General features: G+C 67.4%; 24 protein-coding genes, 2 pseudogenes and 2 riboswitches. Of the genes and pseudogenes, 7 read left to right on the top strand and 19 right to left on the bottom strand.

Going from position 1 to position 25,843, the window contains the following annotated elements; all coding sequences use genetic code 11:
- Positions 1 to 59 precede the first annotated feature (59 nt).
- The 6 genes and pseudogenes from thrS to mraY form a co-directional block, all read right to left on the bottom strand.
- Complete coding sequence (gene thrS, locus JOE57_RS00275) at positions 60 to 1,283, bottom strand: threonine--tRNA ligase (protein WP_204915857.1); 1,224 nt, start codon at positions 1,281 to 1,283, stop codon at positions 60 to 62.
- 478 nt (positions 1,284 to 1,761) lie between these two features.
- Positions 1,762 to 2,229, bottom strand: a complete 468-nt coding sequence (gene ribH, locus JOE57_RS00270; protein WP_204915856.1) for a 6,7-dimethyl-8-ribityllumazine synthase — start codon at positions 2,227 to 2,229, stop codon at positions 1,762 to 1,764.
- Between the two features lie 37 nt (positions 2,230 to 2,266).
- A pseudogene (gene ribB, locus JOE57_RS00265) lies at positions 2,267 to 3,469 on the bottom strand (3,4-dihydroxy-2-butanone-4-phosphate synthase); the annotation flags it as partial.
- Between the two features lie 90 nt (positions 3,470 to 3,559).
- Positions 3,560 to 4,135, bottom strand: a pseudogene (locus tag JOE57_RS00260) (riboflavin synthase); the annotation flags it as partial.
- The gene (gene ribD / locus JOE57_RS00255) at positions 4,120 to 5,193 is read right to left on the bottom strand and encodes a bifunctional diaminohydroxyphosphoribosylaminopyrimidine deaminase/5-amino-6-(5-phosphoribosylamino)uracil reductase RibD (RefSeq protein WP_239578792.1); all 1,074 of its coding nucleotides are present in this window, start codon (positions 5,191 to 5,193) and stop codon (positions 4,120 to 4,122) included. The gene ribD and the pseudogene JOE57_RS00260, both read right to left, overlap by 16 nt.
- Positions 5,194 to 5,345: 152 nt before the next feature.
- A riboswitch (FMN riboswitch) is annotated at positions 5,346 to 5,474 on the bottom strand.
- A 25-nt stretch (positions 5,475 to 5,499) separates the two neighbouring features.
- Positions 5,500 to 6,603, bottom strand: a complete 1,104-nt coding sequence (gene mraY / locus JOE57_RS00250; RefSeq protein WP_204915855.1) for a phospho-N-acetylmuramoyl-pentapeptide-transferase — start codon at positions 6,601 to 6,603, stop codon at positions 5,500 to 5,502.
- Between the two features lie 429 nt (positions 6,604 to 7,032).
- Here mraY and JOE57_RS00245 point away from each other — a divergent pair, with 429 nt between their 5' ends.
- The 5 genes from JOE57_RS00245 (at position 7,033) to JOE57_RS00225 (ending at position 11,675) form a co-directional block, all read left to right on the top strand.
- The gene (locus JOE57_RS00245) at positions 7,033 to 8,289 is read left to right on the top strand and encodes an MFS transporter (RefSeq protein ID WP_338041074.1); all 1,257 of its coding nucleotides are present in this window, start codon (positions 7,033 to 7,035) and stop codon (positions 8,287 to 8,289) included.
- 503 nt (positions 8,290 to 8,792) lie between these two features.
- Positions 8,793 to 9,743, top strand: coding sequence for an aldo/keto reductase (locus tag JOE57_RS00240; protein ID WP_204915854.1), 951 nt, complete (start codon positions 8,793 to 8,795; stop codon positions 9,741 to 9,743).
- Between the two features lie 113 nt (positions 9,744 to 9,856).
- Positions 9,857 to 10,273, top strand: a complete 417-nt coding sequence (locus tag JOE57_RS00235) for a pyridoxamine 5'-phosphate oxidase family protein (protein ID WP_204915853.1) — start codon at positions 9,857 to 9,859, stop codon at positions 10,271 to 10,273.
- Positions 10,274 to 10,297: 24 nt separating this feature from the next.
- A complete protein-coding gene (locus JOE57_RS00230) occupies positions 10,298 to 10,738 on the top strand; it encodes a pyridoxamine 5'-phosphate oxidase family protein (RefSeq protein WP_204915852.1) in 441 nt (146 codons plus the stop codon).
- A 1-nt stretch (position 10,739) separates the two neighbouring features.
- Positions 10,740 to 11,675 (top strand): universal stress protein, encoded by a 936-nt coding sequence (locus tag JOE57_RS00225; protein ID WP_204915851.1) that lies wholly within the window; start codon positions 10,740 to 10,742, stop codon positions 11,673 to 11,675.
- 81 nt (positions 11,676 to 11,756) lie between these two features.
- On the opposite strand, the gene JOE57_RS00220 is transcribed toward JOE57_RS00225, so the two are convergent.
- From JOE57_RS00220 to JOE57_RS00205, 4 genes are all read right to left on the bottom strand, one after another.
- Positions 11,757 to 12,377, bottom strand: a complete 621-nt coding sequence (locus JOE57_RS00220; protein WP_204915850.1) for an L-threonylcarbamoyladenylate synthase — start codon at positions 12,375 to 12,377, stop codon at positions 11,757 to 11,759.
- A gap of 133 nt (positions 12,378 to 12,510) precedes the next feature.
- Positions 12,511 to 12,831: a putative quinol monooxygenase gene (locus JOE57_RS00215; RefSeq protein WP_204915849.1), complete on the bottom strand. Its 321-nt coding sequence runs from the start codon at positions 12,829 to 12,831 to the stop codon at positions 12,511 to 12,513.
- Positions 12,831 to 13,034: an SDR family oxidoreductase gene (locus JOE57_RS18425; protein WP_420827661.1), complete on the bottom strand. Its 204-nt coding sequence runs from the start codon at positions 13,032 to 13,034 to the stop codon at positions 12,831 to 12,833. The genes JOE57_RS00215 and JOE57_RS18425 overlap by 1 nt, the downstream gene beginning before the upstream one ends.
- A gap of 82 nt (positions 13,035 to 13,116) precedes the next feature.
- Complete coding sequence (locus JOE57_RS00205) at positions 13,117 to 13,848, bottom strand: MgtC/SapB family protein (RefSeq protein WP_204915848.1); 732 nt, start codon at positions 13,846 to 13,848, stop codon at positions 13,117 to 13,119.
- Positions 13,849 to 13,949: 101 nt separating this feature from the next.
- Here JOE57_RS00205 and soxR point away from each other — a divergent pair, with 101 nt between their 5' ends.
- Both soxR and JOE57_RS00195 read left to right on the top strand, forming a co-directional pair.
- Entirely contained in the window at positions 13,950 to 14,405 is a 456-nt protein-coding gene (gene soxR, locus JOE57_RS00200; protein ID WP_204915847.1) for a redox-sensitive transcriptional activator SoxR, read from the top strand.
- 97 nt (positions 14,406 to 14,502) lie between these two features.
- Positions 14,503 to 15,723: a pyrophosphate--fructose-6-phosphate 1-phosphotransferase gene (locus JOE57_RS00195; RefSeq protein WP_204915846.1), complete on the top strand. Its 1,221-nt coding sequence runs from the start codon at positions 14,503 to 14,505 to the stop codon at positions 15,721 to 15,723.
- Between the two features lie 32 nt (positions 15,724 to 15,755).
- Here the strand turns inward: JOE57_RS00195 and JOE57_RS00190 are convergent, their stop codons facing one another.
- The 9 genes from JOE57_RS00190 to JOE57_RS18420 form a co-directional block, all read right to left on the bottom strand.
- Positions 15,756 to 16,886: a YhjD/YihY/BrkB family envelope integrity protein gene (locus JOE57_RS00190; protein WP_204915845.1), complete on the bottom strand. Its 1,131-nt coding sequence runs from the start codon at positions 16,884 to 16,886 to the stop codon at positions 15,756 to 15,758.
- Between the two features lie 149 nt (positions 16,887 to 17,035).
- Positions 17,036 to 18,139, bottom strand: coding sequence for an SLC13 family permease (locus JOE57_RS00185; protein WP_204915844.1), 1,104 nt, complete (start codon positions 18,137 to 18,139; stop codon positions 17,036 to 17,038).
- A gap of 208 nt (positions 18,140 to 18,347) precedes the next feature.
- Complete coding sequence (gcvP, locus tag JOE57_RS00180) at positions 18,348 to 21,224, bottom strand: aminomethyl-transferring glycine dehydrogenase (RefSeq protein WP_204915843.1); 2,877 nt, start codon at positions 21,222 to 21,224, stop codon at positions 18,348 to 18,350.
- 139 nt (positions 21,225 to 21,363) lie between these two features.
- Positions 21,364 to 21,470, bottom strand: a riboswitch (glycine riboswitch).
- 66 nt (positions 21,471 to 21,536) lie between these two features.
- Positions 21,537 to 22,103, bottom strand: coding sequence for a MerR family transcriptional regulator (locus JOE57_RS00175; protein ID WP_338041384.1), 567 nt, complete (start codon positions 22,101 to 22,103; stop codon positions 21,537 to 21,539).
- Between the two features lie 343 nt (positions 22,104 to 22,446).
- Complete coding sequence (locus JOE57_RS00170) at positions 22,447 to 22,926, bottom strand: bifunctional nuclease family protein (protein WP_204915842.1); 480 nt, start codon at positions 22,924 to 22,926, stop codon at positions 22,447 to 22,449.
- Positions 22,927 to 22,995: 69 nt separating this feature from the next.
- Entirely contained in the window at positions 22,996 to 23,679 is a 684-nt protein-coding gene (gene ftsR / locus JOE57_RS00165) for a transcriptional regulator FtsR (protein WP_204915841.1), read from the bottom strand.
- 17 nt (positions 23,680 to 23,696) lie between these two features.
- Entirely contained in the window at positions 23,697 to 24,215 is a 519-nt protein-coding gene (locus JOE57_RS00160) for an FHA domain-containing protein (protein ID WP_204915840.1), read from the bottom strand.
- Between the two features lie 96 nt (positions 24,216 to 24,311).
- A complete protein-coding gene (gcvH, locus tag JOE57_RS00155; protein WP_204915839.1) occupies positions 24,312 to 24,698 on the bottom strand; it encodes a glycine cleavage system protein GcvH in 387 nt (128 codons plus the stop codon).
- Between the two features lie 65 nt (positions 24,699 to 24,763).
- Positions 24,764 to 25,834, bottom strand: a complete 1,071-nt coding sequence (locus tag JOE57_RS18420; RefSeq protein WP_239578791.1) for a DUF881 domain-containing protein — start codon at positions 25,832 to 25,834, stop codon at positions 24,764 to 24,766.
- Between the last annotated feature and the right edge of the window lie 9 nt (positions 25,835 to 25,843).

The raw sequence follows: 25,843 nt of genomic DNA, 5'->3' as shown, positions 1-25,843 counted from the left end.
ATCCTACTCAGGCCCCGATTCTTCCCCGCTGCGCTGCCGTCAGCCCGCCGAGAAGTCCCTCACGGCAGCGGCCGTGGCTGCTGGACGCGCTCGGCCACCTCGGAGCTGACCTTCTCGACGAAGTCCACCGCGGCCAGCGATCCCCTCTGTTCCAGCGCCGGCAACACGACATTCACGGTGTCGGCCCTCGCTTCCTCAGCCCCGATGATGGCCAGGTAGGCAACGCGTTGCAGCCGGGAGGCACGGATCCGGGCACCAAGCGAGCCGTCGGAGGACAGCTCGGTCCGGATCCCCCGTTGCCGGAGTCGGTTGGCCAACCCTTCGGCGACGTTCTGCTGAGACGCTGATACCGGCAGCACCCGGACCTGGACCGGTGACAGCCACGGAGGCATCCTGCCCGCGAAGCGTTCGATCAGCTGTGCGGTCATCCGCTCCATCGATCCGAGCAGACCGCGGTGAATCATCACCGGGCGGTGCCGTCCGCCGTCGGATCCGACGTACTCCAGGTTGAAGCGCTCGGGCTGGTTGAAGTCCAGCTGGACGGTCGACAAGGTCTCCTCCCGACCCTGCCCGTCGAGCACCTGAACGTCAATCTTCGGCCCGTAGAACGCCGCCTCTCCAGGTGCTGCCACATACGGCAACTCAAGCTGGTCGAGGGCCCGGCGCAGCTGTGCCTCTGCATCGTCCCACTGGGCCCGGGTGCCGAGGAAGCCACCGCCCGGCCCGTCCAGTGACAGCCGGTAGTAGGACACCTCCAGACCCAGCAGCCGATAGCAGCGCTGGATCGCCTCAAGGGCGAGCACCACCTCTCCCGCGACCTGCTCGGGGGCACAGAAGACATGGGCGTCGTCCAGGTTGATCTGCCGCACCCGAGCCAGGCCACTGAGGACACCCGACAGCTCGCTGCGGAACATCGAGCCGACCTCGGACAGGCGGAACGGCAGATCACGGATGCTGCGACCCTGCGCGGCGTAGACCATTGCATGATGTGGGCAGTTCGCCGGCCGGAGCACGAAGCTCTCGCCCCCGACGTTCATCACCGGGAACATGTCTGCGGAGAACTTGTCCCAGTGTCCGGAACGCTCGTACAGCTCACGCTTGGCCATGACGGGGGTGTAGACGCGACGACAACCCGAGCGTTCAGCCTCCTCGGCGGCCAGCTTCTCCAGCTCCCCTCGGATGACGGCGCCGTCAGGGAGCCATAGCGGCAGGCCCGAGCCGACCAGCGGCGAAGTGGCAAACAGGTGCAGTTCGCGGCCGAGCTCTCGATGATCATTTTTCATGTCAACCACCTCAGTTTCTGCGAGGCGGGAGACCGGCCGGGCAAACGGAGAGCCCCGGGGTTCGATCTCCCGGAGCTCGCTCGTCGTGTCAGGTCACGTCAGTCAGAACGCCGGAGTCGTCCTAGCGTCGTCGTGACCTGTGCAGCATGCATGTCTGCACTGTAGCGCGCCACCGACCTGTGGCAGTACGTGTTTTCCATCAGCGCAGATCCGCCGTCCGCGGCGAGAGCGTGCCGGAACTGCCCTTCGACAAGCTCAGGGCGCGGAAGGCCGCTCGTGACTCGAACGGTGACGCGCCCTGAGCCTGTCGAAGGGGCGCATCCGCTCGTGCGGCAGCGTGTGGCTGCAAAAATGGGGTTTGAGCAACCACACGCTGCCGTTCGGCATCCTCACAGCTCTTCGACAAGCTCAGAGCGCGTACGCAAGCTCCGAGCGCGTATGTCGAAGGGTGACGCATCCTGAGCCTGTCGAAGGGCGGTCACTCGAGAACCGCCCGCAGCGCCGTGACGGTGGCGACCGCCGCAGTGGCCGCCTCATACCCCTTGTCCTCACTGGAACCCGGAATCCCGGCCCGGGCCAGGGCCTGCTGCTCGTCGTCACAGGTGAGCACGCCGAATCCGACCGGAATACCGGACCTGACGCTGACCTCGGTCAGGCCGACCGTCGCCGACTGGCAGACGTACTCGAAGTGCGGCGTACCGCCGCGGATCACCACTCCCAGGGCGACGAGCGCATCATAGCGGGGGGCGAGCCGGGCGCAGGCCACCGCAAGCTCGAAGGTTCCTGGTACCCGGACAAGATCAACGTCCGTCACCGAGGCGTCGGCCAAGCCCCGCCGGGCACCGTCGATCAGCCCGTCCATGATCGTGGCGTGCCACGAGGCTGCCACCACAGCCACCCGCAAGCCGCTTCCGTCGACCGTGATCACGGGCGACCCGTCCTTCATGATCTTCTTCCTCTCGTTGTGGAGTCGAGCATGGTCGTCATACCGGGGCCCGCTGGTCCTCATAGTCGATCATCAAGTCATGTCCCATCCGGTCCCGTTTCGTGCGCAGATAGGCGGCGTTGTCCTCGCTCGGGACCACGGCGATCCGCTCGACGGACACCACCTCGACGTCGAGGCTACGCAGCGCCTGCACCTTGACCGGGTTGTTGGTGAGCAGGCGGACTGACAACAGACCCAGGTCGTGCAGCACGGCAGCGCCGGCGGCGTACTCACGGGCGTCGATGGGCAAGCCCAGCTCGCTCTGCGCGTCGACCGTGTCAAAGCCCCTGTCCTGCAGGGCATACGCCTCCAGCTTGTTCAGCAGGCCGACGCCACGTCCCTCGTGGCCACGGAGATAGACGATCACGCCCGGTTCCGCGCCGATCTGCGCCATCGCGCGCTCCAGCTGCGGCCCGCAGTCGCAGCGCTGGGACCCGAAAACGTCCCCGGTGAGGCACTCCGAGTGCAGCCGCACCAGAGGTGCCGGACCGTCCGAACCGTGCGGGCTGATCAACGCCACATGCTCAGCACCGGTCCACAGGTCCCGATAACCCAGCACCGTGAACGTTCCGTGCTGCGTCGGCAGCCGGGTCTGCGCCGTCCGGACCACCCGGTCATGGCGTTGCCGCCAACTGATCAGCTGCTCGATCGTGATCACGGGCAGGTGGTGTGCGGCCGCCAGTTCGAGCACCGCAGGAAGGCGCATCATGGTCCCGTCGTCGTGGACCAGCTCGGCTATCGCGGCGACCGGAGTGAGCCCGGCCAGTCGGCACAGGTCCACCGCCGCCTCGGTGTGTCCGGCGCGCTCCAGCACCCCGCCGTCCTTGGCCCGCAGCGGAAGTACGTGACCGGGTCGGATGAAGTCGTCAGGACCCGCACCCGGTCGGGCGAGGTCGCTGATGGTCCGGGACCGGTCGGCAGCGCTGATCCCGGTGGTGACCCCGGCGCTGGCGTCGACGGTGACGGTGTAGGCGGTACGCAGCGGGTCCCGGTTGTCCGGAACCATCAGTGGCAGTCCAAGAGCGTCGGCCCTGACGCCGGTCATCGGAGCACAGACGTAGCCCGACGAGTGGCGGATGGTCCACGCCATCCACTGCGGCGACAGGGTGTCCGCCGCCAGAATCACGTCACCCTCGTTCTCCCGGTCGGCGTCGTCGGTGACCAGCACCGGCTGACCCCGACGCAGCGCGTCCAGCGCCTCCTCGACCTCGGCGAGCGGGCGCTGCGAGGCCGCCGCTCCCCTGATCATTGCCGGGGCTCCAGGAGCGACCGGGCCGACTGGAGGCGGAAGCAGCCGCTCCACGTACTTGGCGACCACGTCGACCTCGAGATTGACCGGGTCGCCGACGGCTTTGCGGCCCAGGGTGGTCACAGCGAGGGTGGTGGGGATCAATGACACCTCGAAGGTGCGGTCATCCACTGCGGACACCGTCAGCGACACGCCGTCGACGGTGATCGAACCCTTCTCGACCACATACCGGGCCAGCTGGGCAGGCAGGCTGAACCGCACGACCTCCCACCGGTCCCCAGGAGTCCGCGCGACGATCTCGGCTGTGCCGTCGACATGACCCTGGACGATATGGCCACCGAACCTGCCGGTGGCCGCCATCGCGCGCTCCAGGTTGACCGGATCACCGGGACGGAGGGCACCGAGGCTGCTGCGGCTCAGCGTCTCGGCCATCACATCGACGCCGAAGGTCTCGGCATCGTGGTCGACCACGGTCAGGCACACGCCGTTGACCGCCACCGAGGCGCCGGGCGAGGCATCGCTGATGGCCAGCGGGCCACGGACTCGGATCACGGCTGATGCGGTTCCGTGCTCGATTGAGATGACCTCGCCGAGCTCCTCGACTATTCCGGTGAACATCCTGGGCCTTCCTGTTCGGTGCTGCGTGGGCTGGGAGCGTGGGTGGTGGCCCGGACACGGATGTCTGGACCGATGGTGGTGACGTCGTACGGATGCAGTCGCAGCGCCTGAGCGATGCTGTGGATGCCGAGAGCACCGACTGCTGGCGGTCCGGCACCCAGGAGTGCGGGTGCCAGGTAGGCGACGACCTCGTCGACCAGGCCCGCGGCGACGAACGCGGCAGCCAGGGTCGGGCCGCCCTCCAGCCAGACATGTCGGATCTCGCGGACAGCGAGCTGCTGGAGCGTCAGGGCAGGGTCCTGCTGCTGAGCCAGAAGGGTGGGGGCGCTGTTGTCCAACACCCGGGCGCCGTCGGGCAGCCGTCGACGACCCATCACCACCCGCAGCGGTTGGCGCTGCTGCAGCGAACCGTCAGGAAGTCGCGTTGTCAACGACGGGTCGTCGCGGAGGGCCGTACCGGTCCCCACCAGGATGGCCCCGGCTCTGGCACGCAGGAGATGCACGTCGGCGCGCGCGTCGGGACCGGTGATCCACTGGCTGCTCCCGTCTGCGGCAGCCGAGCGTCCGTCAAGGGTGGCGGCGAACTTCCAGGTCACCCAGGGCCGTCCCTGCCGGAGAGCGAAGGTCCACTCCGCGTTGAGCTGCTCGGCCGCTGCCGCCTGCACCCCTTCCTCGACCTCGATGCCCGCTGCTCGGAGGGTGGCCGCACCGCCGGACGCTGTCGCGTTCGGGTCCGGCTGGGCGTAGACGACCCGGGAGACTCCCGCGCCAATGAGGGCCTGTACGCAGGGCCCGGTGCGGCCGGTGTGGTTGCAGGGCTCCAGCGTGACGTAGGCGGTGCCGTCGATGGCTCGTCGTCCTGCGGACGCCAGCGCCTCCACCTCGGCGTGCGGCGTACCTGCGCCACGGTGAAAGCCCTCACCCGCCAGGTCACCAGCGGCATCGACGATGACGGCTCCAACCCGCGGGTTCGGATCGCCCAGCGGCCCCAGGGCGGCCAGCTTGAGGGCGCGACGCATCCACCGCTGGTCTGGGTGTCGGTCGATCCGGTCGTTCATCCTGCCCCTCGTGCTCGTCGGTGGCGAGCTCCGGGGCGTCAATCAGGACTCAGTGCGGGGCCCGGGTCCGAGAATCGGACCGCGGGTGGTCGCCGCATGCGCCACCAAACGCAGGCAGCCACAGCGGCCAAGGCCGCCCTGACGGGCCTGCGCGCGTGCTGCCTCCCATCCGGACTTTCACCGTCGGTCCTGGAGTTCCACCAGGTCAACCGGCCGCTGGCTGCGGCCGGGTCGCGGACTATCACCGCCGGTTCGGAATTACACCGACCCCGGAGCACGTGGCACCAGTATGTCACGCAGAACGCGTCAGGCGCCCAGCCAGCTCAGATAGAAGACACTGACACTGGCAACCATGAACAGGCCGGCGATGATCCAGAACCGGATGGTGATGGTGACCTGCGCCCAGCCCTTGAGCTCGAAGTGATGGTGGATCGGGCTCATCAGGAAGATCCGCCGACCACCGGTCAGCTTGAAATAGGCACGTTGCACGATGACGGAGCCGGTGATGATGCAGTAGAGGCCTCCGACCAGCACCAGCAGCAGCTCGGTCCGGGTGAGTACGGCCAGTGCTGCCAACGCTCCACCGAGACCCAGCGAGCCGGTGTCCCCCATGAAGATCTGCGCTGGCGGTGCGTTCCACCACAAGAACCCGAGCAGGCTGCCGGCAAGGGCGGTGGCCGCCACCGCCAGGTCGAGCGGATCGCGGACCTCATAGCACTTGTACAGCATCGGGTCGGCCGCCGGGAGGTTGTGACAGGCCTCCTTGAACTGGAAGAACGCGATGAAGATGAACGCCGACAGGGCCAGGATCGTCGCCCCGGTCGCCAAGCCGTCCAGGCCGTCGGTGACGTTGACCGCGTTGGAGGTGGCGACCACGAGCAGGTTGACCCAGACGACGTACAACGTGACCCCGACCACGGTGCCCAACCGGACGAAGTCGAGCCAGTCGACGTCACGTACGACCGAGATGGCCGTGGAAGCCGGGGTCAGCCCGGTGCCGGCCTCGCGGAACTGGAGAGCCAGCAGCGCGAACGCGGTCGCCACGACCACCTGACCGGCCACCTTCTGCCAGCCACCCAGTCCGAGGCTCTGCTGTTTGCGTGTCTTGGCGAAGTCGTCGAGGAAGCCGACCACCCCGAGCCCGACCATCATCAGCATGACCAGCAACCCACTCGCGGTCACCGGCGTGCCACGCGCGATCAAATGAGCCAGGAAGTAGCCCAGCACGGCGCCGGTGACGAAGATGAGGCCGCCCTTGGTCGGCGTGCCGCGTTTGGTCTGGTGCGTGGTGGGGCCGTCGACGCGGATCATCTGTCCCCAGCCGAGTCGGCGGAAGAGCCGGACGAAATGCGGCGTGGAGAGCAGGGTGAAGGCGAGCGAAAAGCCGCCGCCGATCAGGAGGGCGATCACCGCAGCGAGCCCACGCCGGTGACCTCAGGCGATGACAGCCTGTGCGGCCGCCTGTCGCACGCCAGCCGCCTCGGTACCTGCCCAGTCCGTTTCATCCGCAGCAGCCTATTGCACGCCGCGCGTCCTGCCCGCTAACGACCCACGCGGGCGGAGGTCGTTCGACCGGCTCACGACGCGGTTACACCGGCTCACGACGCGGTAACACTGCTCACGACGCGGATGGGTAAAGAAAATGCCTGGCGAACCGGCAGCGGGCACGGGTAGTTTGAGCGCCATGTCAGCCTCATCCTGAAAGCGTGCGCCCGCAACAGCTATCCCCGAGCGTCACCACGATGGCACGGGTCTGGGGCCCATGCGCACGTCACGTGACCGGCTGCGACCGATCGCGGCCGCTTTCCTCTGCGCCTCGACCTCTCAGGAGAACCTGACGTGCTCACGACTCTGCTGGTGCACGCCCGACGTCCTGTCGCGCCCGTACCCAGCTTCTTCATCCTGACCGCCGCTTCGACCCTCCTCTATGCGCTCACGTTCACCGTCAACCTCGTCTACATGGTCACCGTCGTCGGTCTGGATCCGCTCCAGATGGTCCTCGTCGGCACCGTGCTGGAGGTGACCTGCTTCCTCTTCGAGATCCCGACCGGCATCGTCGCCGACCTGCACAGTCGACGGCTCTCGATCCTCATCGGCCTCGTGCTGATCGGGTGTGCTTTCCTGCTCCAGGGGATGGTGCCGACCTTCGCAGCGATGCTGGCGGTTCAGCTCATCTGGGGTGTCGGCTACACCTTCACGTCGGGAGCCACTGAAGCCTGGATCACCGACGAGCAGGGCGCAGAAGAGATGGCGCCCGTCTTCACACGGGCCCAGCAGATCAGCCTCGGGGCCACCTTCGCCGGCACTGTCGCCGCAGGCCTGCTGGGCATCGTCGACATCCGGACTCCGATGGTGCTGTCCGGGGCCGGCTTCCTGCTTCTCGCGGGATGGTTGGTCCTCACCATGCCGGAGGATCACTTCCACCCGGTCCCTCGCCACGAGCGCGACAGCTTCGAGGCGATGGGCCGCAGCTTCGTCGGCGGTCTCGCCTTGGTGCGGCGTCGCGCCGTCGTCCGATCGCTTTTCCTGATCAGTCTGATCGCCGGTCTGGCCAGTGAGGCCTTCGACCGGCTCTGGACCGTACGGATACTGAAGGACTTCGCGTTGCCTACCCTGTTCGGGAGCCACGAGCCTGTCGTGTGGTTCGCCGTCTTCTCGCTGGTGGGCACCCTCGTCTCGTTGCTGGCGTCGCTCGCGGTCAACCGGATCAGTCCGGCGCGCGTGAGCGCGCTGCACCCCCGCCGCCTGCTGGCTCTGCTGAGCGCGGTGCAAACGGCGGGCATTGTCGGCTTGGCGCTCTCGGGCAACCTCTGGCTCGCGCTTGCAGCGCTCTGGGTCAAAGGCGCCGCCGAGGCGGTGGCGATTCCGATCCAGGCGGCCTGGCTCAACCGCAACGTCGAGTCACACGTCCGTGCCACCGTACTTTCCATGAACGGTCAGGCGAACGCGATCGGGCAGGTCGTCGGCGGTCCTCCCCTGGGTCTGCTGGGAAACCGGACATCGGTCCGGACCACCCTTCTGGCGTCGGCCGTCGTCACTGTCCCCATCACGCTGATCTTCGCCCGGATGAAGCCTGCGCGGGTCGAGGCGTCCTGAGCCTTTCGTGCCCTGAGCTTGTTTCCGTGCCCTGAGCTTGTTTCCGTGCCCTGAGCTTGTTTCCGTGCCCTGAGCTTGTTTCCGTGCCCTGAGCTTGTTTCCGTGCCCTGAGCTTGTTTCCGTGCCCTGAGCTTGTCGAAGGGCACCCGTTCTCGTCCTTCGACAAGCTCAGGACACGTGGTGCGCGCGTCCTGAGCTTGTTTCCGTGCCCTGAGCTTGTCGAAGGGCACCCGTTCTCGTCCTTCGACAAGCTCAGGACACGTGGTGCGCGCGTCCTGAGCTTGTTTCCGTGCCCTGAGCTTGTCGAAGGGCACCCGTTCTCGTCCTTCGACAAGCTCAGGACACGTGGTGCGCGCGTCCTGAGCTTGTTTCCGTGCCCTGAGCTTGTCGAAGGGCCTCCGTTCTGGTCCTTCGAGAGGCCCAGGACACGTTCCTTCGACAGGCTCAGGACACGTGGCGCGACGGCACTACGATCAGGGGAAGTCGCCCCGAGGAGGATCTTCATGGTCAGCTATGGCCGTACCGGCCTGGAAGTCTCAGCATTGTGCATCGGCACGTCCTCCTGGGGGCCGCCGAAGCCGGGGGAAGATGATCAACAGCGGGACCGACGGTTGCTGACGCTCGCCGAGAAGGTGCTCACAGAGCGACCGGCGGGCATCAACTTCATCGACACCTCCAACGAGTACGGCGGTTCGCGCGCCGAGGCGCTGATCGGTCGTGCTCTGGCGGCGCTGGGCGGTCCGCCGCCGGGGCTCGTCATCCAGACCAAGCTGGACCGCGACCTCGACACCGGATCGTTCTCGGCCGAGAGGATGTGGCGATCGCTCGAGGAGTCCCGTCACCGGCTCGGCCTGGAGACCATCGACGTCCTCTTCCTGCACGATCCTGAACTGGCCGACTTCGACGAGCTCAGCGGACCGGGCGGTGCAGTCGAGGCGCTGCGCCAGATGAAGGAGCGCGGGTTGGCCCGCTGGATCGGCATCTCCGGTGGGCACGCCCCGACCATCCTGCGCTATCTCGACCTGGGCGTCTTCGACACGCTGATCACTCACAACCGCTTCACCCTGGTCGACCGGTCCGCCGACATCCTGCTGAACCGGGCGGCCGAGCTCGGTCTCGGCGTCACGAACGCGGCACCTTACGGCGGCGGCATCCTGACCGGCGACCCAAGGTTCGCCGGTCTGTACTGCTACGGCCCAGCCGCACCCGAAGTGTTGAGCAGCGTCGCTGCCATGACGCGGCTGTGCGCCGAACACGACGTCCCGCTCGGAGCCGCTGCGCTCCAGTTCTCCATGCGCGAGCCGCGTATCCACAGCACCGTCGTCGGAGCCTCGACCGTCGACTCGCTGCAGCAGGCGGTGGAGTGGTCAGAGCTCAGCATCCCGGCGGATCTGTGGCCGGCCCTGGAGGAGCTGGCACCCGCCCCCGAGCACTGGCTCGAACCGCCTTCCTGAGCCCCGGGGACTTTGGTCCCAGGTCAGTGGGTGCAAAGCCTCTGGGCTCTCGGCTGCCGTTCGATCACAGTGGAGTCCAGGAGGTGGCGACCTACATGCTCACCACAACACGGATGACCGAGACACTGCGGCAGGCGCAGCAGCATGGCCAGAGGCTGGACGAGGAAAGTTGTCGTGCACTGCTGAAGGCACGCTGCGAAGGACGTCTGGTCTATCTGACCGGGCGAGGTGAGCGGATGCTGCCGGTGCACTACGTCACCACCCCGACCCACATCATCATCAGAACGGCCGCTTACAACGAGGTCACGCAATACGCGCCGGGAAACGAGGTGCTCTTCGAGGTGGATGGCACCGGAGTCTCTGAGGAGGCCCACTGGACGGTGCAGGTCCGTGGCACCGCGGCCCGGCTGACGGTTGCTGAGGCCCGGCTGCTGGGGATGACCCAGGAGCCCGAGATCTGGCCCGCTGGAATATCGACCAGCTACATCGGCCTTCCGCTGCGCGTTATCCACGGCTTCCGCCGCGACTGAAGATCAAGGAGGATGGTGATTCAGATGACAACTTCGCCGAAGGCTTGGTGGGAGAAGCTCGCGCGGGGGGCACACCTGGATGAGCTCACCCGGCGGGAGTGCCTGGAGTTGCTCGGCGCCAAACATGTCGGGCGGCTCGCGTACAACGGTCCGAATGGACCCAGAGTGGTGCCGATGAACTACGTTGTCACCGACCTCAGCCTGATCTTTCGCACGGACCCGGAGCGCGAGCCGGGACGCTACTCCCGGGCTCGGATGGTGGCGTTTGAGGTCGACGAGATCGATGAGTTCTTCCATGGCGGCTGGAGCGTGCTGGTCACCGGACTGGCAGAGCCGGTGACGGTCGAGGAACTGCGGGCTCTCACCATCGAAGAGACACCCGACCCGTGGCCGGAAGGTCTGCGCGACCTCTTCCTCCAGATTCCCCTAGCCGACCTCAGCGGTCGGCGGGTTCTTCCGAGCTGACATGACCACCAGGCTGACGTGGAGAAGTCACCCGCACCCCAGCGGATGGCAGGAAACGCCTGCGTCGCCGGTTTGGGCGGGGTCGGTCGCCGTCGGCATCGACGGCTCCCAGGTCTCGCGGGCCGCGCTGCTCTGGGCCGTGGATGAGGCCCACCTCCGGCGCAGCCCTCTGGAGATCGTGCACGTCCATGCCCCTCAGTCAGCCGGGAAAGGCGCTGACCACCAGTGTTGTGACGATCTGTTGGCCGAGGCGGCTCAGGCCGCTTCCAGCCGACGGCCCTCGGTGGCGGTCACCACCCAGCTGCTCGGGGGGCAGGTCCGAGACGAGCTGATCCGACTCACCGGCACCGCGGCTCTGCTGGTGCTCGGCGTCGACCGGACCAAGTCCCCGGCGGCCCATGGGGCACTCGGCGCCATCGAAAACCGGGTAGCGGTGCACGCACGGTGTCCGGTCGTCCTGGTCAGCCGACCACCAGAGCTGTCAGCCAAGCCATCGGGGGTGGTGGTGGGCTGGTCCGGCAGCGAGGTCAGTCAGATCGCGTTGGCCGCGGCAGCGGCGGAGGCGAGCATGCGTAGGGCGTCACTGTCGGTGGTCACGGCCAACCCGGTGCGATCGCTCGCGGCCCAATCGCGCACGGTACCGCCCGACCGCGCAGACGTGCTGCGGGCCGTGACGGACATCGAACGCGCCTACCCTCGGGTGTCAGTGACGCTGCACTATCTGGATGCCGAGGCGGTGGAGTCGCTCGTGCGGGAGGCTCGACCGACCGACCTGATGGTGGTGGGTTCACACACGTCGGCGGACCCGATCAGCATCCGTACCGGCCCGGTGGCGACGGCGGTCATGCTGCAGGCACCTTGTCCGGTGATGTTGGTCGGACAGCTGGTCGCCGACACCGCGAACAACCTCGCCTACACCCGACCGGTCGGGCCCTAGCCCCTAGCCGCCTTGGTACCGGGCTGGCACGACGTTGAGGTCAGGCTCGAGAACGCCGCTCGCGTACCTTCCGCGGAAGGCTCACTCGAACGGGGACGGGTCCCCGGTGCCTCGGCGCACGATCTCCGGCTCGCCCGAGGAGAAATCAACGACGGTGGTGGGCTCGGAGCCGCAGTCGCCCGAGTCGATCACCGCGTCCACCAGCAGATCCAGCCGTTCCTTGATCTCCCAACCCTGGGTCAACGGCTCCTCCTGGTCAGGCAGCAGCAGGGTGCTGGAGAGCAGCGGCTCCCCCAGTTCGGCCAGGATGGCCTGAGCCACGACGTGGTCCGGGATCCTGACCCCCACCGTCTTCTTCTTGGGGTGCATCAGTCGCCGTGGCACTTCCTTGGTCGCTGGCAGGATGAAAGTGTAGCTGCCCGGGGTGACGGCCTTGATGCTACGGAACACGTCATTGTCGATGTGCACGAACTGGCCCAGCTGGGCGAAGTCCCGACACACCAGCGTGAAGTGGTGCTTGTCGTCCAGTTGCCGGATGGCGCGGATCCGGTCCAGCCCCTCCCGGTTGCCCAGCTGACAGCCCAACGCGTAACAGGAGTCGGTGGGGTAGGCGATGAGGCCGCCGGCTCGGACCAGGTCGACGACCTGGCTGATCGCACGCCGCTGCGGATTGACCGGGTGGACGTCGAAGTATCTCGCCATCCCCCGAGCCTAGGGCCCAGCGCCCGGGGTGGCCACCACGACTCGACGTATTTGACCGTCACCACCGCGGACGCAGTGGCGCCAGGGCTCTGATGCTGCCGGCCCCGATCTCCTGCCGTCCGGCCGACGGCTGCTAGAGCTGACCCTGTTCGGCGGTTCCCGCCGGAATGGGGCTGAGGAGGATCAGCGGGGCGGGGTTGGTCGTCTTTCCGGCCACCAGGGCACGCAGCTCCTGCACCGCCTCGCCCTGGGCGTGCCGGTCGAGGTCGGCCTGGCTGTCCCACTTCTCGATCATGTAGATCCTCGAGTCGTCGGCGTCGTGGATGGCATAGAGCTGGCAACCGGGCTCGGCGTGCACCGCGGGGATGGCCTCCACCAGTGCCTGGCGAAGATCGTCCAGCCGTCCCTCGGCGGCCTCGAAGGTGGCGATCACGACAACGGGTGAAGGAGACATCAGGGCCCTCTTTCGGTGAGCTGGCTGAGAAGGTGCCGGGGACCGGCGAGCGCACCGCCGTCGACGGGCAATGTGACGCCGGTGACCCATGATGCATCATCGGAGGCCAGGAAGGCGATTGCCCCTGTGATCTCGGACGGTTCCCACCTGAATCTCGGGTGCCGCCCGCGAGATGGAGCCGTTCGCTCCTGCCGGGGCGGCACGAGTGCAGCTCCAGTTCGGCAGTGGCACGGGCATGGCCGCTCCTCAGCCGGGCTTCCCGGGTCTCGATGGTGCCGGCGGTGGCTAGTCCTCGTCCTCGTCGTCCTCCTCGCGTTCGAGATCCTCGCCACCGCTCCGGACCTGAAGCACCCCCTGAACGGCCGTCAGCGCCAGGATCAGCTCCGACACCGGCGGCCGGCCCCGGAAGCGGGCCCGCAAGGTGACCTCGGGGCGCCCGTCACTGCCGCTGAAGGACCGGCTGCTGAGAATCGAGGCGACGTAACCCATCTCGGTCGCCGTGGCCAGCAGTTGGCGGAGCACCCCTTCACCGTCGAGATAGGTGATGTGGACCAGGCGTTTGTGATCACGGTCAGGCAGCCGCGACACCAGCGGAGAGAGCACCAGCAGCAGGAACAGATGCAGTCCGGTGACGACGATCGCCAGGAGCGGCATCCCGGCGCCGCAAGCCATCCCCACCGCTGCCGCCACCCAGATCGATGCCGCCGTGGTGAGCCCTCGTACGATGTCGCGCCGCATGAAGATCACCCCGGCACCGAGGAAGCCGATGCCCGAGACGACCTGGGCGGCGATCCGCGACGGATCCAGCCTGACGGTGGGACCGAGCAGGTGGGCGAACCCGTATGCAGAGATCAGCGTGAATGTCGCGGACCCCATGGCCACCAGCACATGAGTGGTCAGCCCGGCAGCCTTCCGGTGGAACTGTCTCTCGAAGCCGATGACGGCCGAGAGTACGAAGGCGATGCCGAGCAGCTCCAGCTGGCTGGTCGTCGTGTCGGTGAAGAATTGCCAACTCATGCGGCGACCCCCTCCCTGTCCGGTTCACTCTAGCCCGGCTGGCGTCACGGGACGAGCCCGCAACGTTAAAGTTGGCTTCAACTATGGGTATCCTGGTTTCCATGCTGAACAAGTCCGACCTGATCACCATCGGCGAGCTGTCCAGTCGTTCTGGGGTGGCGCCGTCGGCGCTGCGGTTCTACGAGGCACAGGGTGTGATCACGTCGACCAGGACTGCCGGGAACCAACGTCGTTACCAGAGGTCCACGCTGCGCCGGGTCGCCTTCATCCGCTCGGCTCAGCGGGTGGGTCTCTCCTTGGACGAGATCACCACCGCTCTGGCCGGCCTGCCCGGCAACCGCACGCCCACGAAGGCGGACTGGGCCCGGCTGTCGCGTGACTGGCGGCCGCGCATCGACGAGCAGATCGAGCGGCTGACGCGCCTCCGTGACCAGCTGGACAGCTGTATCGGCTGTGGCTGCCTCAGCCTGAAGCGCTGCTCGCTGCAGAACCCCGAGGACGTCCTGAGTCGGTACGGGCCCGGAGCTGTGAACCTGGAACCGCGCCGGGCTTACTGAGCGGTCCGCAGTATGGATGGGAGCCTTCTGGCTGTCAGCCACCGCCGGCTCTCCCCTACGCTGGTGAGCACCACTGCTGATCGAACAGGGAAGGTCCATGGTTACCAAAGTCGCTCTGCTCACCGCCGGGGGTTTTGCCCCCTGCCTCTCGTCCGCCATCGGCGGCTTGATCCAGCGCTACAGCGAGGTGGCTCCCCAGGTGGAGATCATCGCCTACCGCTACGGCTATCAGGGGCTGCTGACCGGTGACTCGTTGACGGTGACCGACACGGTTCGGCAGCAGGCGGCTGTGCTGCACCAGTTCGGCGGCTCCCCGATCGGCAACTCGCGCGTGAAGCTCACCAACGCGGCCGACCTGGTGAAGCGTGGCCTGGTGCCCGAAGGGGTGGACCCGCTCCAGGCTGCGGCTGACCGGTTGACCGCGGACGGCGTCGATGTGTTGCATACCATCGGCGGCGACGACACGAACACGACCGCCGCCGACCTGGCCGCGTTCCTGGCCAAGAACGACTACGCCCTGACCGTGGTGGGTCTGCCCAAGACCATCGACAACGACATTGTGCCCATCAGGCAGTCGTTGGGGGCTTGGACCGCCGCGGAGCAGGGCGCCCGGTTCGCCCAGAACATCATCGGCGAGCACAATTCGGGCTCCCGGATGCTGATCGTGCACGAGGTCATGGGCCGGCACTGCGGCTGGCTGACCGCGGCCACCGCAAAGGCGTACCGGGACTGGCTGGACACCCGCGCCTGGTTGCCCGAGATCGGGCTGAGCCGGGAGGCCTGGGAAGTGCACGGCGTCTATGTGCCGGAGGCGAAGTTCGACCTCGAGGCCGAGGCAGCGCGGCTGGCGACGGTGATGGACACGGTGGGCTCGGTGAACCTGTTCATCTCCGAAGGTGCCGGTCTGGACGCCATAGTGGCGGAGCTGGAGAAGTCGGGGGAAGAGGTCGACCGAGATCCGTTCGGGCATGTGCGGATCGACAAGATCAACCCGGGCGCCTGGTTCGGTCGCCAGTTCGCCGAGCGGCTGTCGGCCGAGAAGGTGATGGTCCAGAAGTCCGGCTACTTCTCCCGGTCTGCCGCGGCGAACCGCGCCGACCTCGATCTGATCCACTCGATGACGGACCTGGCCGTCGACTGTGCCCTGCGCGGAGAGTCCGGCGTGATCGGCCACGACGAGGAGAACGGCGACGAGCTGCGCGCCATCGAGTTCTCCCGAATCGCCGGCGGCAAGCCGTTCGACATCACCCAGGGCTGGTACACCGACCTGCTGGCCGGTATCGGCCAGCAGGCCACGCCCGCTGCCGCCGCTCACTGACTCCGACCGGGACCGGGACGGCTCGTTGTGAGCTAGTCCCGGTTCCGTTCGCGACGCCGGGCGGCGACCCTGGCGAAGAAGGCCGCGATCATGGCCCCCAGACCCACACCGGTCGCGGCGCCGGCGACGTAGCCCGCTCCCATCCCCACCCGCACCGACCGCACCGCCACCTGTCGCGGCACCAGCACCGGCGTTGCCGCCTTGGCCTCGACGGCGGACCGAGCGCGAGCGGCAGCGGCGCCCTGTGCGGCGGTCGTCGCCTCTGCGACAGGTCCCCCCGCTCGCCCACCGGCGGGTTCTGCGGTGGAGATCCAGGCGGCGACAAAGAGGATCAGCCGGGCGAAGAGGTTGAAGAACAGCATCAGGACGATGACCGGACCGAACAGTCCGGCCGCGGGGTCGGTGGTGAAACGACCGATCAGGAAGCTGGCGAGGTACTGCAGCGCGATCAAGCCAACGGCGCCCAGCAACGACCCACGCCGGACCGCGGGCCAGGGCGCCCGGGTCTCGGGTAACACCAGGTAGAGGTACATGAAGAGCAACCAGCCGGCCCCGAGCGAGACAGCGATCGGTACGAGCCGCAGGACCAGCGCGAGCCACGGCACCCCCGTCATCCCCAGCCAGCCCAGGATGTTGTCGGTCAGTGAGGTCGACACCGACGCCAGGCCGAAGGTGATCGCCACGGCCAGCAGCAGGCCCAGCAGGATTCCGAGGTTCTTCAGTGTGGAGACGATGACGTTCTCCTTCTTGACCTGCAGATCGAAGTCCTGTCGCCACTGGGCCCGGACCGCGTTCTTCAGGTTTCCCGCCCAGCCGGCACCTGAGTACATGGCCGACAACAGGCCGATGATGCCGATCGCCGCATAGTTGCGCAGCGCGTTGTCGATCACGCTCATGATCTTGGCGTTGGCGCCCTGGCCCGACCCGCCCAGCGCATTGCTCAGCTGCTTCTCCAGCGCGTCCAGCAGTTCAGGACGCAGCTCCACCAGGATGAAGCCGGTGACGGAGAAGGCGAACATGATGATCGGCACCATGGCCAGCACGGAGAAGTAGGTGATCGCGGCTCCGAACTGGTCGCCCATCCTGCCGGCGAACCGCTGGCCCGCACGCAGCAGATGCGCGATAGCGGGTTTGTCCTTGAGCGCCTTCAACCAGTCGATCACGAGAAACACCATATCCAGCAATGCCTGTCCTGAGCCCTCCTACTCCGCGCCCTGAGCCCTCTCACTCCGCGCCCTGAGCCTGTCGAAGGGCCATTCCGCGCCCTGAGCCCTCCCACTCCGCGCCCTGAGCCTGTCGAAGGGCGTACGGCTCAGTGATGCACCAGGATCTGGGCGGCCGTGCCGGCGACCAGCGCTACGGGGACCAGCACCGCGCCGCGCAGGGCGAACCGACGCCAGTCCACGCTCACCCCTGCGGCGCGGCACCGGCCGGCCCACAACAGGGTGGCCAGGCTCGCCCATGGCGTCAGCAGCGGTCCAACACCTACCCCGACGAGGAGCACCGAGGCCCGCTGCAGCGACCCGTCGATGACCGGCTCGAGGGCGAGATAGGCAGGAAGGTTGTTGACGAGGTTCGCCCCCAGAGCAGACACCGCGACCAGGCGCAGCAGAGCGATCGGGCCTTCACCTGACCCCGATGCCGCGCTCAGCAGGGCGCCGAGACCGTACTGATGAGCCACCTGCACGATGGCGAACAGAACGGCGACACCGAGCATCAGCTTCCAGGGCACCAGATACCAGCCCAGCAGGGCCCGCTGCCGGATCAGGCACAACGCGACCATCGCGAGAGCGCCCAGACCGGCGGAAAGCACCACGTGGCCGGTCAGTACGAAGGCGGGACCGAGCAGGGCGCAGATGACGATGGCGGACACCAGCAGGATCCGGTCATCCGGTTGCGGCTGGTCCCCGAGCAGGTAGCGTCCCTGCAGCGGGCCACGGAAGAGCAGCGCCAGCGTCCCGATGGTCACGAGCAGCACCGCCAGTGCGGCTGGCCACATCAGCCCGGCGAAGGCGGCAGAGTGCAGCTGAAGGCGTTGCCAGGCCAGCAGGTTGGTCAGGTTCGACACCGGCAGCAACAGCGATGCGGTGTTGGCGAGCCAGACCGCGGTGTAGGCGAAGACGGCCCGGTCGAGACCCAGCTGCGCGGCGACGGCCAGCACCACAGGAGTCAGCAGCACCGCCGTCGTGTCGAGCGACAGGACGATGGTGGCCAAGGTGGCGATCAGCACCACCAGCAGCCAGAGAGCGAGTACGGATCCGCGCGCCAGCCGGGCTGCTCGGTGCGCGATCACATCGAACACACCGATCCGGTCCGCGAGCTCCGCCACCACCGTGATGAACAGCAGGAAAGGGACGATCACGCCCACCCGCCCGGCGTACTCACTGAGAGCGGCGTTGAGCAGCAGAGCAGTCACCCGGTCACCTTAGGGCGGGATCCTTGACACCCGGTGTTCGCGGTACTTGGCTGAGACGCATGACCCGGAAGCTGACCGAGGAAGAGATCACCCGCCAGCTGGACGGACTGCCCAACTGGAGCAGGCCGGAGGGTAGCCAGGAGATCAGGGCGAGGACGCCCAGCCTCAGGGCGCGAGAACGCCCAGGCTCGGGGTGCGTGATCGACCATCAGCTTTCGAAGGCCTCGGGTGGTGGGCAGGAGCAGACCAGATGCCGGTCACCGAAGACGCTGTCAATCCGCGCCACCGGCGGCCAGTACTTGTCGGCGCCGCGGGCCTCGATCGGGCCGGTGTGCAATCCGGTCGGGAAGGCGGCCAGCCGGCGTCCGTAGGGGTGGGTCCACTCGTCGGCGGTGACCCGCGCCTGGGTGTGCGGGGCGTTGACCAGGGGGTTGTCATCGCGCGGCCACTCCCCCGCCTCGACCTTGGCGATCTCGGCTCTGATGTCGATCATGGCGTCGCAGAAGCGGTCCAGCTCCTCGAGGTTCTCCGACTCTGTCGGCTCCACCATCAGCGTCCCTGCCACCGGGAAGCTCATGGTCGGGGCATGGAAACCGTAGTCGATCAGCCGTTTGGCCACGTCGTCCACACTGACTCCGCTCGTCTTGGTCAGCGGCCGCAGGTCCAGGATGCACTCGTGGGCGACGAAGCCGTTGCGGCCCGAGTAGAGCACCGGATAAGAGTCGGAAAGCCGCCGGGCGATGTAGTTGGCGGCCAGCAGCGCGTGCTGGGTCGCCTGCGCCAGTCCGTCCGTACTCATCATCGCGATATAGGCATAGCTGATCGGCAGGATGCCGGCCGATCCGTATGGCGCTGCAGAGATCGGGCCGACACCGGTCTGAGGGCCGGCCTCGGCCAGCAGCGGATGATTCGGGAGATAGGGCACCAGGTGTTCGCCCACGCCGACCGGGCCCACCCCCGGACCGCCGCCGCCGTGGGGGATGCAGAACGTCTTGTGCAGGTTGAGATGGCTCACGTCCGCGCCGAACTTGCCGGGCTGGGCGAAGCCGAGCAGCGCGTTCAGGTTCGCCCCGTCGACGTACACCTGTCCCCCGGCCTCGTGCACCAGCGCACAGAGTTCGGTGATGCTTTCCTCGAACACGCCGTGCGTCGAGGGGTACGTCACCATGATCGCGGCCAGCCGCTCCCGGTGGGTCTCGATCTTGGTCCGCAGATCGTCGAGGTCCACGCTGCCGTCGGAGGTCGCCTTGACCACCACCACCCTCATCCCCGCCATCGCCGCCGAGGCGGCGTTGGTGCCGTGCGCCGAGGACGGGATCAGGCAGACGGTGCGCTGTTCCTCGCCGCGGGCCCGGTGGTACGCCCGGATCGCCAGCAGGCCGGCGAGTTCGCCCTGGCTGCCGGCGTTCGGCTGGATCGATACCCGGGCATAGCCGGTCACCTCGGCCAGCCACTCCTCGAGCGAGTCGATCAAGGTGGCGTAGCCCCGAGCGTCCTCGACCGGCGCGAACGGGTGCAGGTTGGCGAAGCCGTGGTAGGAGATGGGCTCCATCTCGGTGGTCGCGTTGAGCTTCATCGTGCACGACCCGAGCGGGATCATCCCCCGGTCCAGGGCGAAGTCCCGATCGGACAGAGCTCGCAGATACCTCAGCATCGCGGTTTCGCTGTGATGGGTGTTGAAGACCGGATGGGTGAGGTAAGAGCTGTGGCGCTCGCTGCCGGCGAGGTCACCGAGCGAGTCCCCCGCCTGGCCGTCGGCGCGGAAGGCTCGGCGTACCGCCTCGAGGGTGTCGGTGGTGGCGTCCTCACCGACGGAGATGCCGACGTGGTCGGCGTTGACGAAGCGCAGGTGTACGCCGAGTTCGTGTGCCGCACCGACGATGTCCTCCGCCCGTCCGGGAACCCTCACCAGCACGGTGTCGAAGAAACTCTGGTGGACAATCTCGGCACCCGCGGCCGCCAGGTCGCCCGCCAAGCTCGCGGCGGCGTCGTGCAACGCTGCCGCGATGGCCCGCAGCCCGGCGGGTCCGTGGTAGACGGCGTACATGCTCGCGGTCACCGCCAGCAGCACCTGGGCGGTGCAGATGTTGGAGGTGGCCTTCTCCCGGCGGATGTGCTGCTCGCGGGTCTGCAGGGCGAGCCGGAAGGCGGTGGCGCCGTCGGCGTCTCTGGACACCCCGACCAACCGGCCGGGCAGAGACCGCTCCAGTCCGGCTCGGACGGAGATGAAACCCGCATGCGGGCCGCCATAGAACAGCGGGACCCCGAACCGCTGGCTCGAGCCGACCGCCACGTCCGCTCCCCACTCTCCAGGGGGCGTGACCAGGGTGAGCGCCAGCAGGTCACAGGCGGCGATCACCATCGCGCCGCGACCATGCGCTTTGTCGGCGATGGCGCGAAGCTCCTCAGTGCCCAGCAGAGCACCGCTGGCCCCGGGGGTCTGGACGAGCACCGCGAACGCGTCGACCTCGTCCAGTGCCTCGGTCAACGGACCCTCCGCCAGGACGACGTCGAGACCCAGTGCGGCGGCTCTGGTGCGCACGACACCGATCGTCTGCGGCAACGTGTCGGCGTCGAGCAGCAGCACCGATCCGGTCTTCACCGACCGGCGGGCCAGCGTCATCGCCTCCGCCACCGCCGTGCCCTCGTCCAGCAGACTGGCACCGGCCGTCGGCAGGGCCGTCAGGTCCGCAACCACGGTCTGGAAGTTGAGCAGCGCCTCCAGCCGGCCCTGGCTGATCTCAGGCTGGTAGGGGGTGTACGCCGTGTACCAGGCGGGGTCCTCCAGCACGTTGCGCCTGATCACCGACGGTGTGACCGTACCGTGGTAGCCGAGACCGATCATCGGTGTCAGCGCCCGGTTCTGCGCCGCGAGCTCGCGGAGCCGCGCCAGGGTCTCGAACTCCGTCATGGGAGCCGGCAGGTCGAGCGGCTGCGTCATCCTGATCGACTGCGGCATCGACTCGTCCACCAGTTGCTGCAGGTTCTGCAGGCCGAGGGCCGCGAGCATCTTGTCCCGCTCATCGGGCTGCGGTCCGATATGTCGGGAGGCGAAGGGTGCGTGGGTCAGGTCGGTGCCCGTCATGGCCAGCTCTTTTCCGGATCGGGACGAGATGCGCGGCCGAAGACATCAGCGGCACCACAGCTCCGCTCGCCGGTGTCCGACAACGCACTCCCCCTCTGTCACCGGTGGCTCCAGAGTTGCCAGCATCGAATCAACCGATGCTCACGGTGCGGTTCTGGGTGCCTGAGAGGTTCCGGGGATGTTGCCCCTTCGGCGCCAGCCACGACCGCTCGGAAGCGCTCCGCTGAACTCTCCCGCACCGTGGTGCAGCAGGAACACTCTAGCCGAGACGCGGCGAGCGCCGAGAACCGCGCCCGCGATGTGCAGGCCTGGTCAGCCGGCGGCGCGCGCCCGTCGGCGTTGCGACAGCTCGTCACCGGCGGGCTGCGGCTCGACCACGTCGGCCTTCTCGGCCGGCAGGTCGGCCAGAGTGCCCTCGATGTCGCGCCAGACTCCACCGAGGGCGATGCCGAATACGCCCTGGCCGCCCCGCAGCAGGTCGATCACCTCGTCGTCGGAGGTGCACTCGAAGACCGACACCCCGTCGCTCATCAGCGTGACCTGGGTCAGGTCCTCCACCCCGCGGGCCCGCAGATGCTCGATGGCGGCGCGGATCTGCTGCAGCGAGATGCCGGCGTCGATCAGCCGCTTGATCACCTTGAGGATCAGGATGTCACGGAAGCTGTACAGCCGCTGGGTGCCCGAACCGGTGGCGCCGCGCACCCCGGGCGTGACCAGACCGGTACGCGCCCAGTAGTCCAGCTGCCGGTAGGTGATGCCCGCAGCGCTGCACGCCACCGGTCCGCGGAAGCCCAGGTCGCTGGGCATGGGCGAGAAGTCGCCCTCGAACAGCAGACCCTGAGCGTCGACGTGCGGCTGGACGGCATCCGACGAGCTGATGGACGACTTGTCTGTGTTGCTCACGCGTGCCTCCGGCGATCAGGGAAATAGTGCTCGGGAGTTCCTCGGGCGTAATTCCAACAAGGGGATTACATCGGTCACGCTACGACGCGCCTCAGCCGAGGGTCAACGACACGCCGGACGGGGCTTGACAGGAATTCGCGATGTCTCAAGGTTTCCCTGAGACCTGCTCGTCGGTTCAGATCGGCGCCTACAGCCTCAATGGGAAGTTGAGAGTGTGCTCTGACCAGGGGGTTTAAATCGATCAGGGTCAGTGCTACTGAGAAGCTCTTCGACAGGCTCAGAGCGCGTGCCTCTTCGACAGGCTCAGAGCGGGGTTCGACTACTGCTGGGGTTCCTCCCCCGTGACGAAGTCGTCGGGGTTCACCTGGTCGAGGAACTCACGGAACTTCTCGACCTCGTCCTCTTCCTCCTCCGGGACCTCGATCCCGGCCTCGTCGAGCACATCCTCTGCGCAGTAGATCTCCGAGCCCACCCGCAGGGCCAGCGCGATCGCATCGGATGGACGGGCACTCACCTGGATCCCGTCGACCAGCAGCACCGCATAGAAGGTGCCACCGTCCAACTCGGTGATGTGGACCTCGGTTAGCTTGTGGCCCAGGCTCTTCAGCGTGTCCACCAGCAGATCATGCGTCAACGGCCGGGGCGGGACGATGCCCTCCTGAGCGTTGGCGATCGCCGAAGCCTCCCCGGCGCCGATCCAGATCGGCAGATAGCGGGTCCCACCAACCTCACGGAGCAGCACCATAGGAGCATTCGAGGGCATTTCCACCCGCACGCCAACCACATCTAGTTCACGCATAAGGCAACACTACTTCGCTGGTGCGGGCCCACAAGACCCAGCCTCGTACTGGTCGAGAAAGTGCCTCGATCAGCGGTCCATGGCCGTGCGCACCAGCGCTGCGTGGAAGCTGATCACCAGCTGGGTGACCTCGGCAGCGACGTCGCGGTTGCTCTTGGCGCGCCGCACATGCGGGGCGATGGCCTGCTCCACCAGGCCGACCTCGCGGTCCGCCGACATCTTGAACGCCCGCAGGTGGCGGGTGTCGATGCCATACTCGGCCAGCCTCTTGGCCGCGACCGCGATCGCCAGCGCCTCCCGGCCGTAATAGGCCGTGCCGCGGCGGGTGGAGACGATCTGGGTCCGCTCGAGATCCTCCAAGGCCGCGTCGGTCAGCCCGCTCGCCTCCAGCAGACTCTCCCGCGACAACCGGAGTGGAGCCTGCGCAGGCTTGGCTGCGCTGACCAGCTGGGTCGGTGGCGTCGCCGGGCGCCCAGGCTCCAGGGCCGGCGGCGCCATCCCGCGGTCCATCAGGTCCAGGTGCTCGCGGATCACTTTCAGCGGCAGGTAGTTGTTTTTCTGCACCGACAGGATGTAGCGGAGCCGCTCGACGTCGTCGGGTGAGTATCGCCGATAGCCCGACGGCGCCCGTTCCGGTGTGATGAGACCTTCGCTCTCCAGGAACCTGATCTTGGAGATGGAGATGTCGGGAAACTCGTTTTTCAGGGTCGCCAACACCTGCCCGATACTGCGCTGGGTTGACTTGGCTGCCATCGGGTGGGTGGTCTCCCTCAGTCTGTGCCCTGGTGACTGGCGAAGTAGACCAGCCGGTACTTGCCGATCTGCACCTCGTCACCGTGGTGCAGCAGGCACTGGTCGACCAGCTGGCGGTTGACGTAGGTCCCGTTCAGCGAGCCCGAGTCCTTCAACATCACGCCCTCTGGGGTACGGGTGAAGGTGACGTGCCGACGGGAGACGGAGATGTCGTCGAGGAAGATGTCGGAGGACTGGTGCCGTCCGGCGGTCACCACGTCGGAGTTCAACAGGAAGCGACTGCCGGCATTGGACCCGCGCTGCACGATCAGCAGCGCCGAGCCTTGCGGCAGCGCGTTGACGGCTGCCTCGTCCTCCGCCGACAACGGTTCGAGCTCGCGTTCCTCGGCGCCGATGGCGGCCGGGATGGTCTTCGTGGTGTCTCCGGTCGGAACGCGCTCCGGCTCCGCGGCCGCCTTGGGCAACTGGGCACCACACTGCGAGCAGAACTTGCTGTCGGCAGAGTTGTCGTGACCACAGTTAGGGCAATAGGGCATCGGGTTCGGCTTCCTCGAAGATCAAAGACTCAAGATGTGAGGGAGAGTTTAGGCTCTCTCCGCAAGAAAAGCAGCCGGTACGGGAGACCGGTCCGGCTAGGCCCCCACTTCTTCGGCGTAGGCGTCGGCATCGAGCAGGTCGTCGAGGTCGGTTTCCTCTGCCATCTCGACCTCGAACAGCCAGCCGTCGCCGTAGGGATCCGCGTTGACTGTCTCAGGGTTTGCGTCGAGCTGGCTGTTGATCGTGGCGACCACCCCGCTGACCGGGCAGAAGATGTCCGAGACGCTCTTGGTGGACTCCAGCTCCCCACAGGCGTCTCCGGCTGCCACGGTATCACCGACGGCCGGTAGCGAGACGTAGACGATGTCTCCCAGTTGCTCGGCGGCATATTCAGTAATGCCGATGCGGACGACCGAGCCGTTGCCGCTACGCACCCACTCATGCTCGCTGGTGTACTTCAGGTCTTCGGGATACTCGGACATCAGATCTCCTTTGCTGCCTTGGGACGGTCAGCCGCGGCACGTGTGTCCTCCAGCTGCGGGGGTGCTCACCGAGGCGTCGGTGGTGGCGATGCGGGCTGAGCGTACTGATTCTTCGAAGGGGTGTGCAAGGACTGGATGGTGATCTTCTTGGCCTGGCTGATCTCCACCTCGCCGCCGATCTTGGGGCCCGTGATCTCGCTCACGATGCCGCCTCGGAACCGGGCCCCCTCCTCCAGCCCGTGCGGGTCCCCGATCACCTCCATCACGATCGGTCCGCTGAGGTGCTGACCGTCGACGATCAACCCTTTCGAGTCGGAGCCGAACCAGGTGGAGGCGACCACCCGTACCGAGTTGTTGAACTCGATCACCTCGGCACCGGCATCCCGCATCTCCTCGACCGCATCGAGCAGGTTGTCGGCGGTGACCTTGCCCTGGGGATCGGTGATCGTCATCTTGATCCCCGGTCCCTCGGCCGGCATCGTGCCGGCAAGGATGGACAGCACCTCGATCCGCCGCTGGGCCTCCTGTCGCGCCACCCGTTCGGTGTCGGCGCCGGAGACGAGGTTGGTTCTGGTCTTCTCCAGATCGGCGATCTCCGACTCCAGCCGCCGAGACTCCTGACCGAGGCCGTCCAGCAGCTGGATCAGGTCCTCTCGGCGGGCGTTGGCGTAGGTGTCGTCGGCGTGGTTGACGCGGATCTGCATCACACCGGCCATACCGACGACGAACAGCATCACCGCAGCGATCACCTGGCCGCGGCCGGGGTGGACCAGCGACCGCCAGACCCGAGACCGACGATCCGATGACGGCGCAGGGTGGCCGGCCGACTCGTCATCCTCGACGGCAGCCGCGCCCACCTCGGTGTCGACGACCTCCGGCTGGGTCTCGTCGTCCGTCTCGATCGCCCGCACCGGCTCACGCGAGTGGCCTGGTTGCACCGGCCGTACGGCGGTGGGCTCGACCGCACTGGTCTCGTCGGTCCGTTGTGCGGTCTGGGCAGACTGTTCCGAGGGACTCTGCTGGGTCTGGGCCTGCCGGATCCGCTGCTGGCGCTGGAAGCGCCGGCGCGCTGAGCCGCGCACCGGTGGTGGTGAGGCGGCGTGGCGCGGTCGGGGAACGCCCTGGGGATCAGGCATGGCGCGGAG

It is taken from the genome of Microlunatus panaciterrae (assembly GCF_016907535.1).
Taxonomy (GTDB): Bacteria; Actinomycetota; Actinomycetes; order Propionibacteriales; family Propionibacteriaceae; genus Microlunatus; species Microlunatus panaciterrae.
This window is presented reverse-complemented; position numbering and strand designations above follow the sequence as displayed.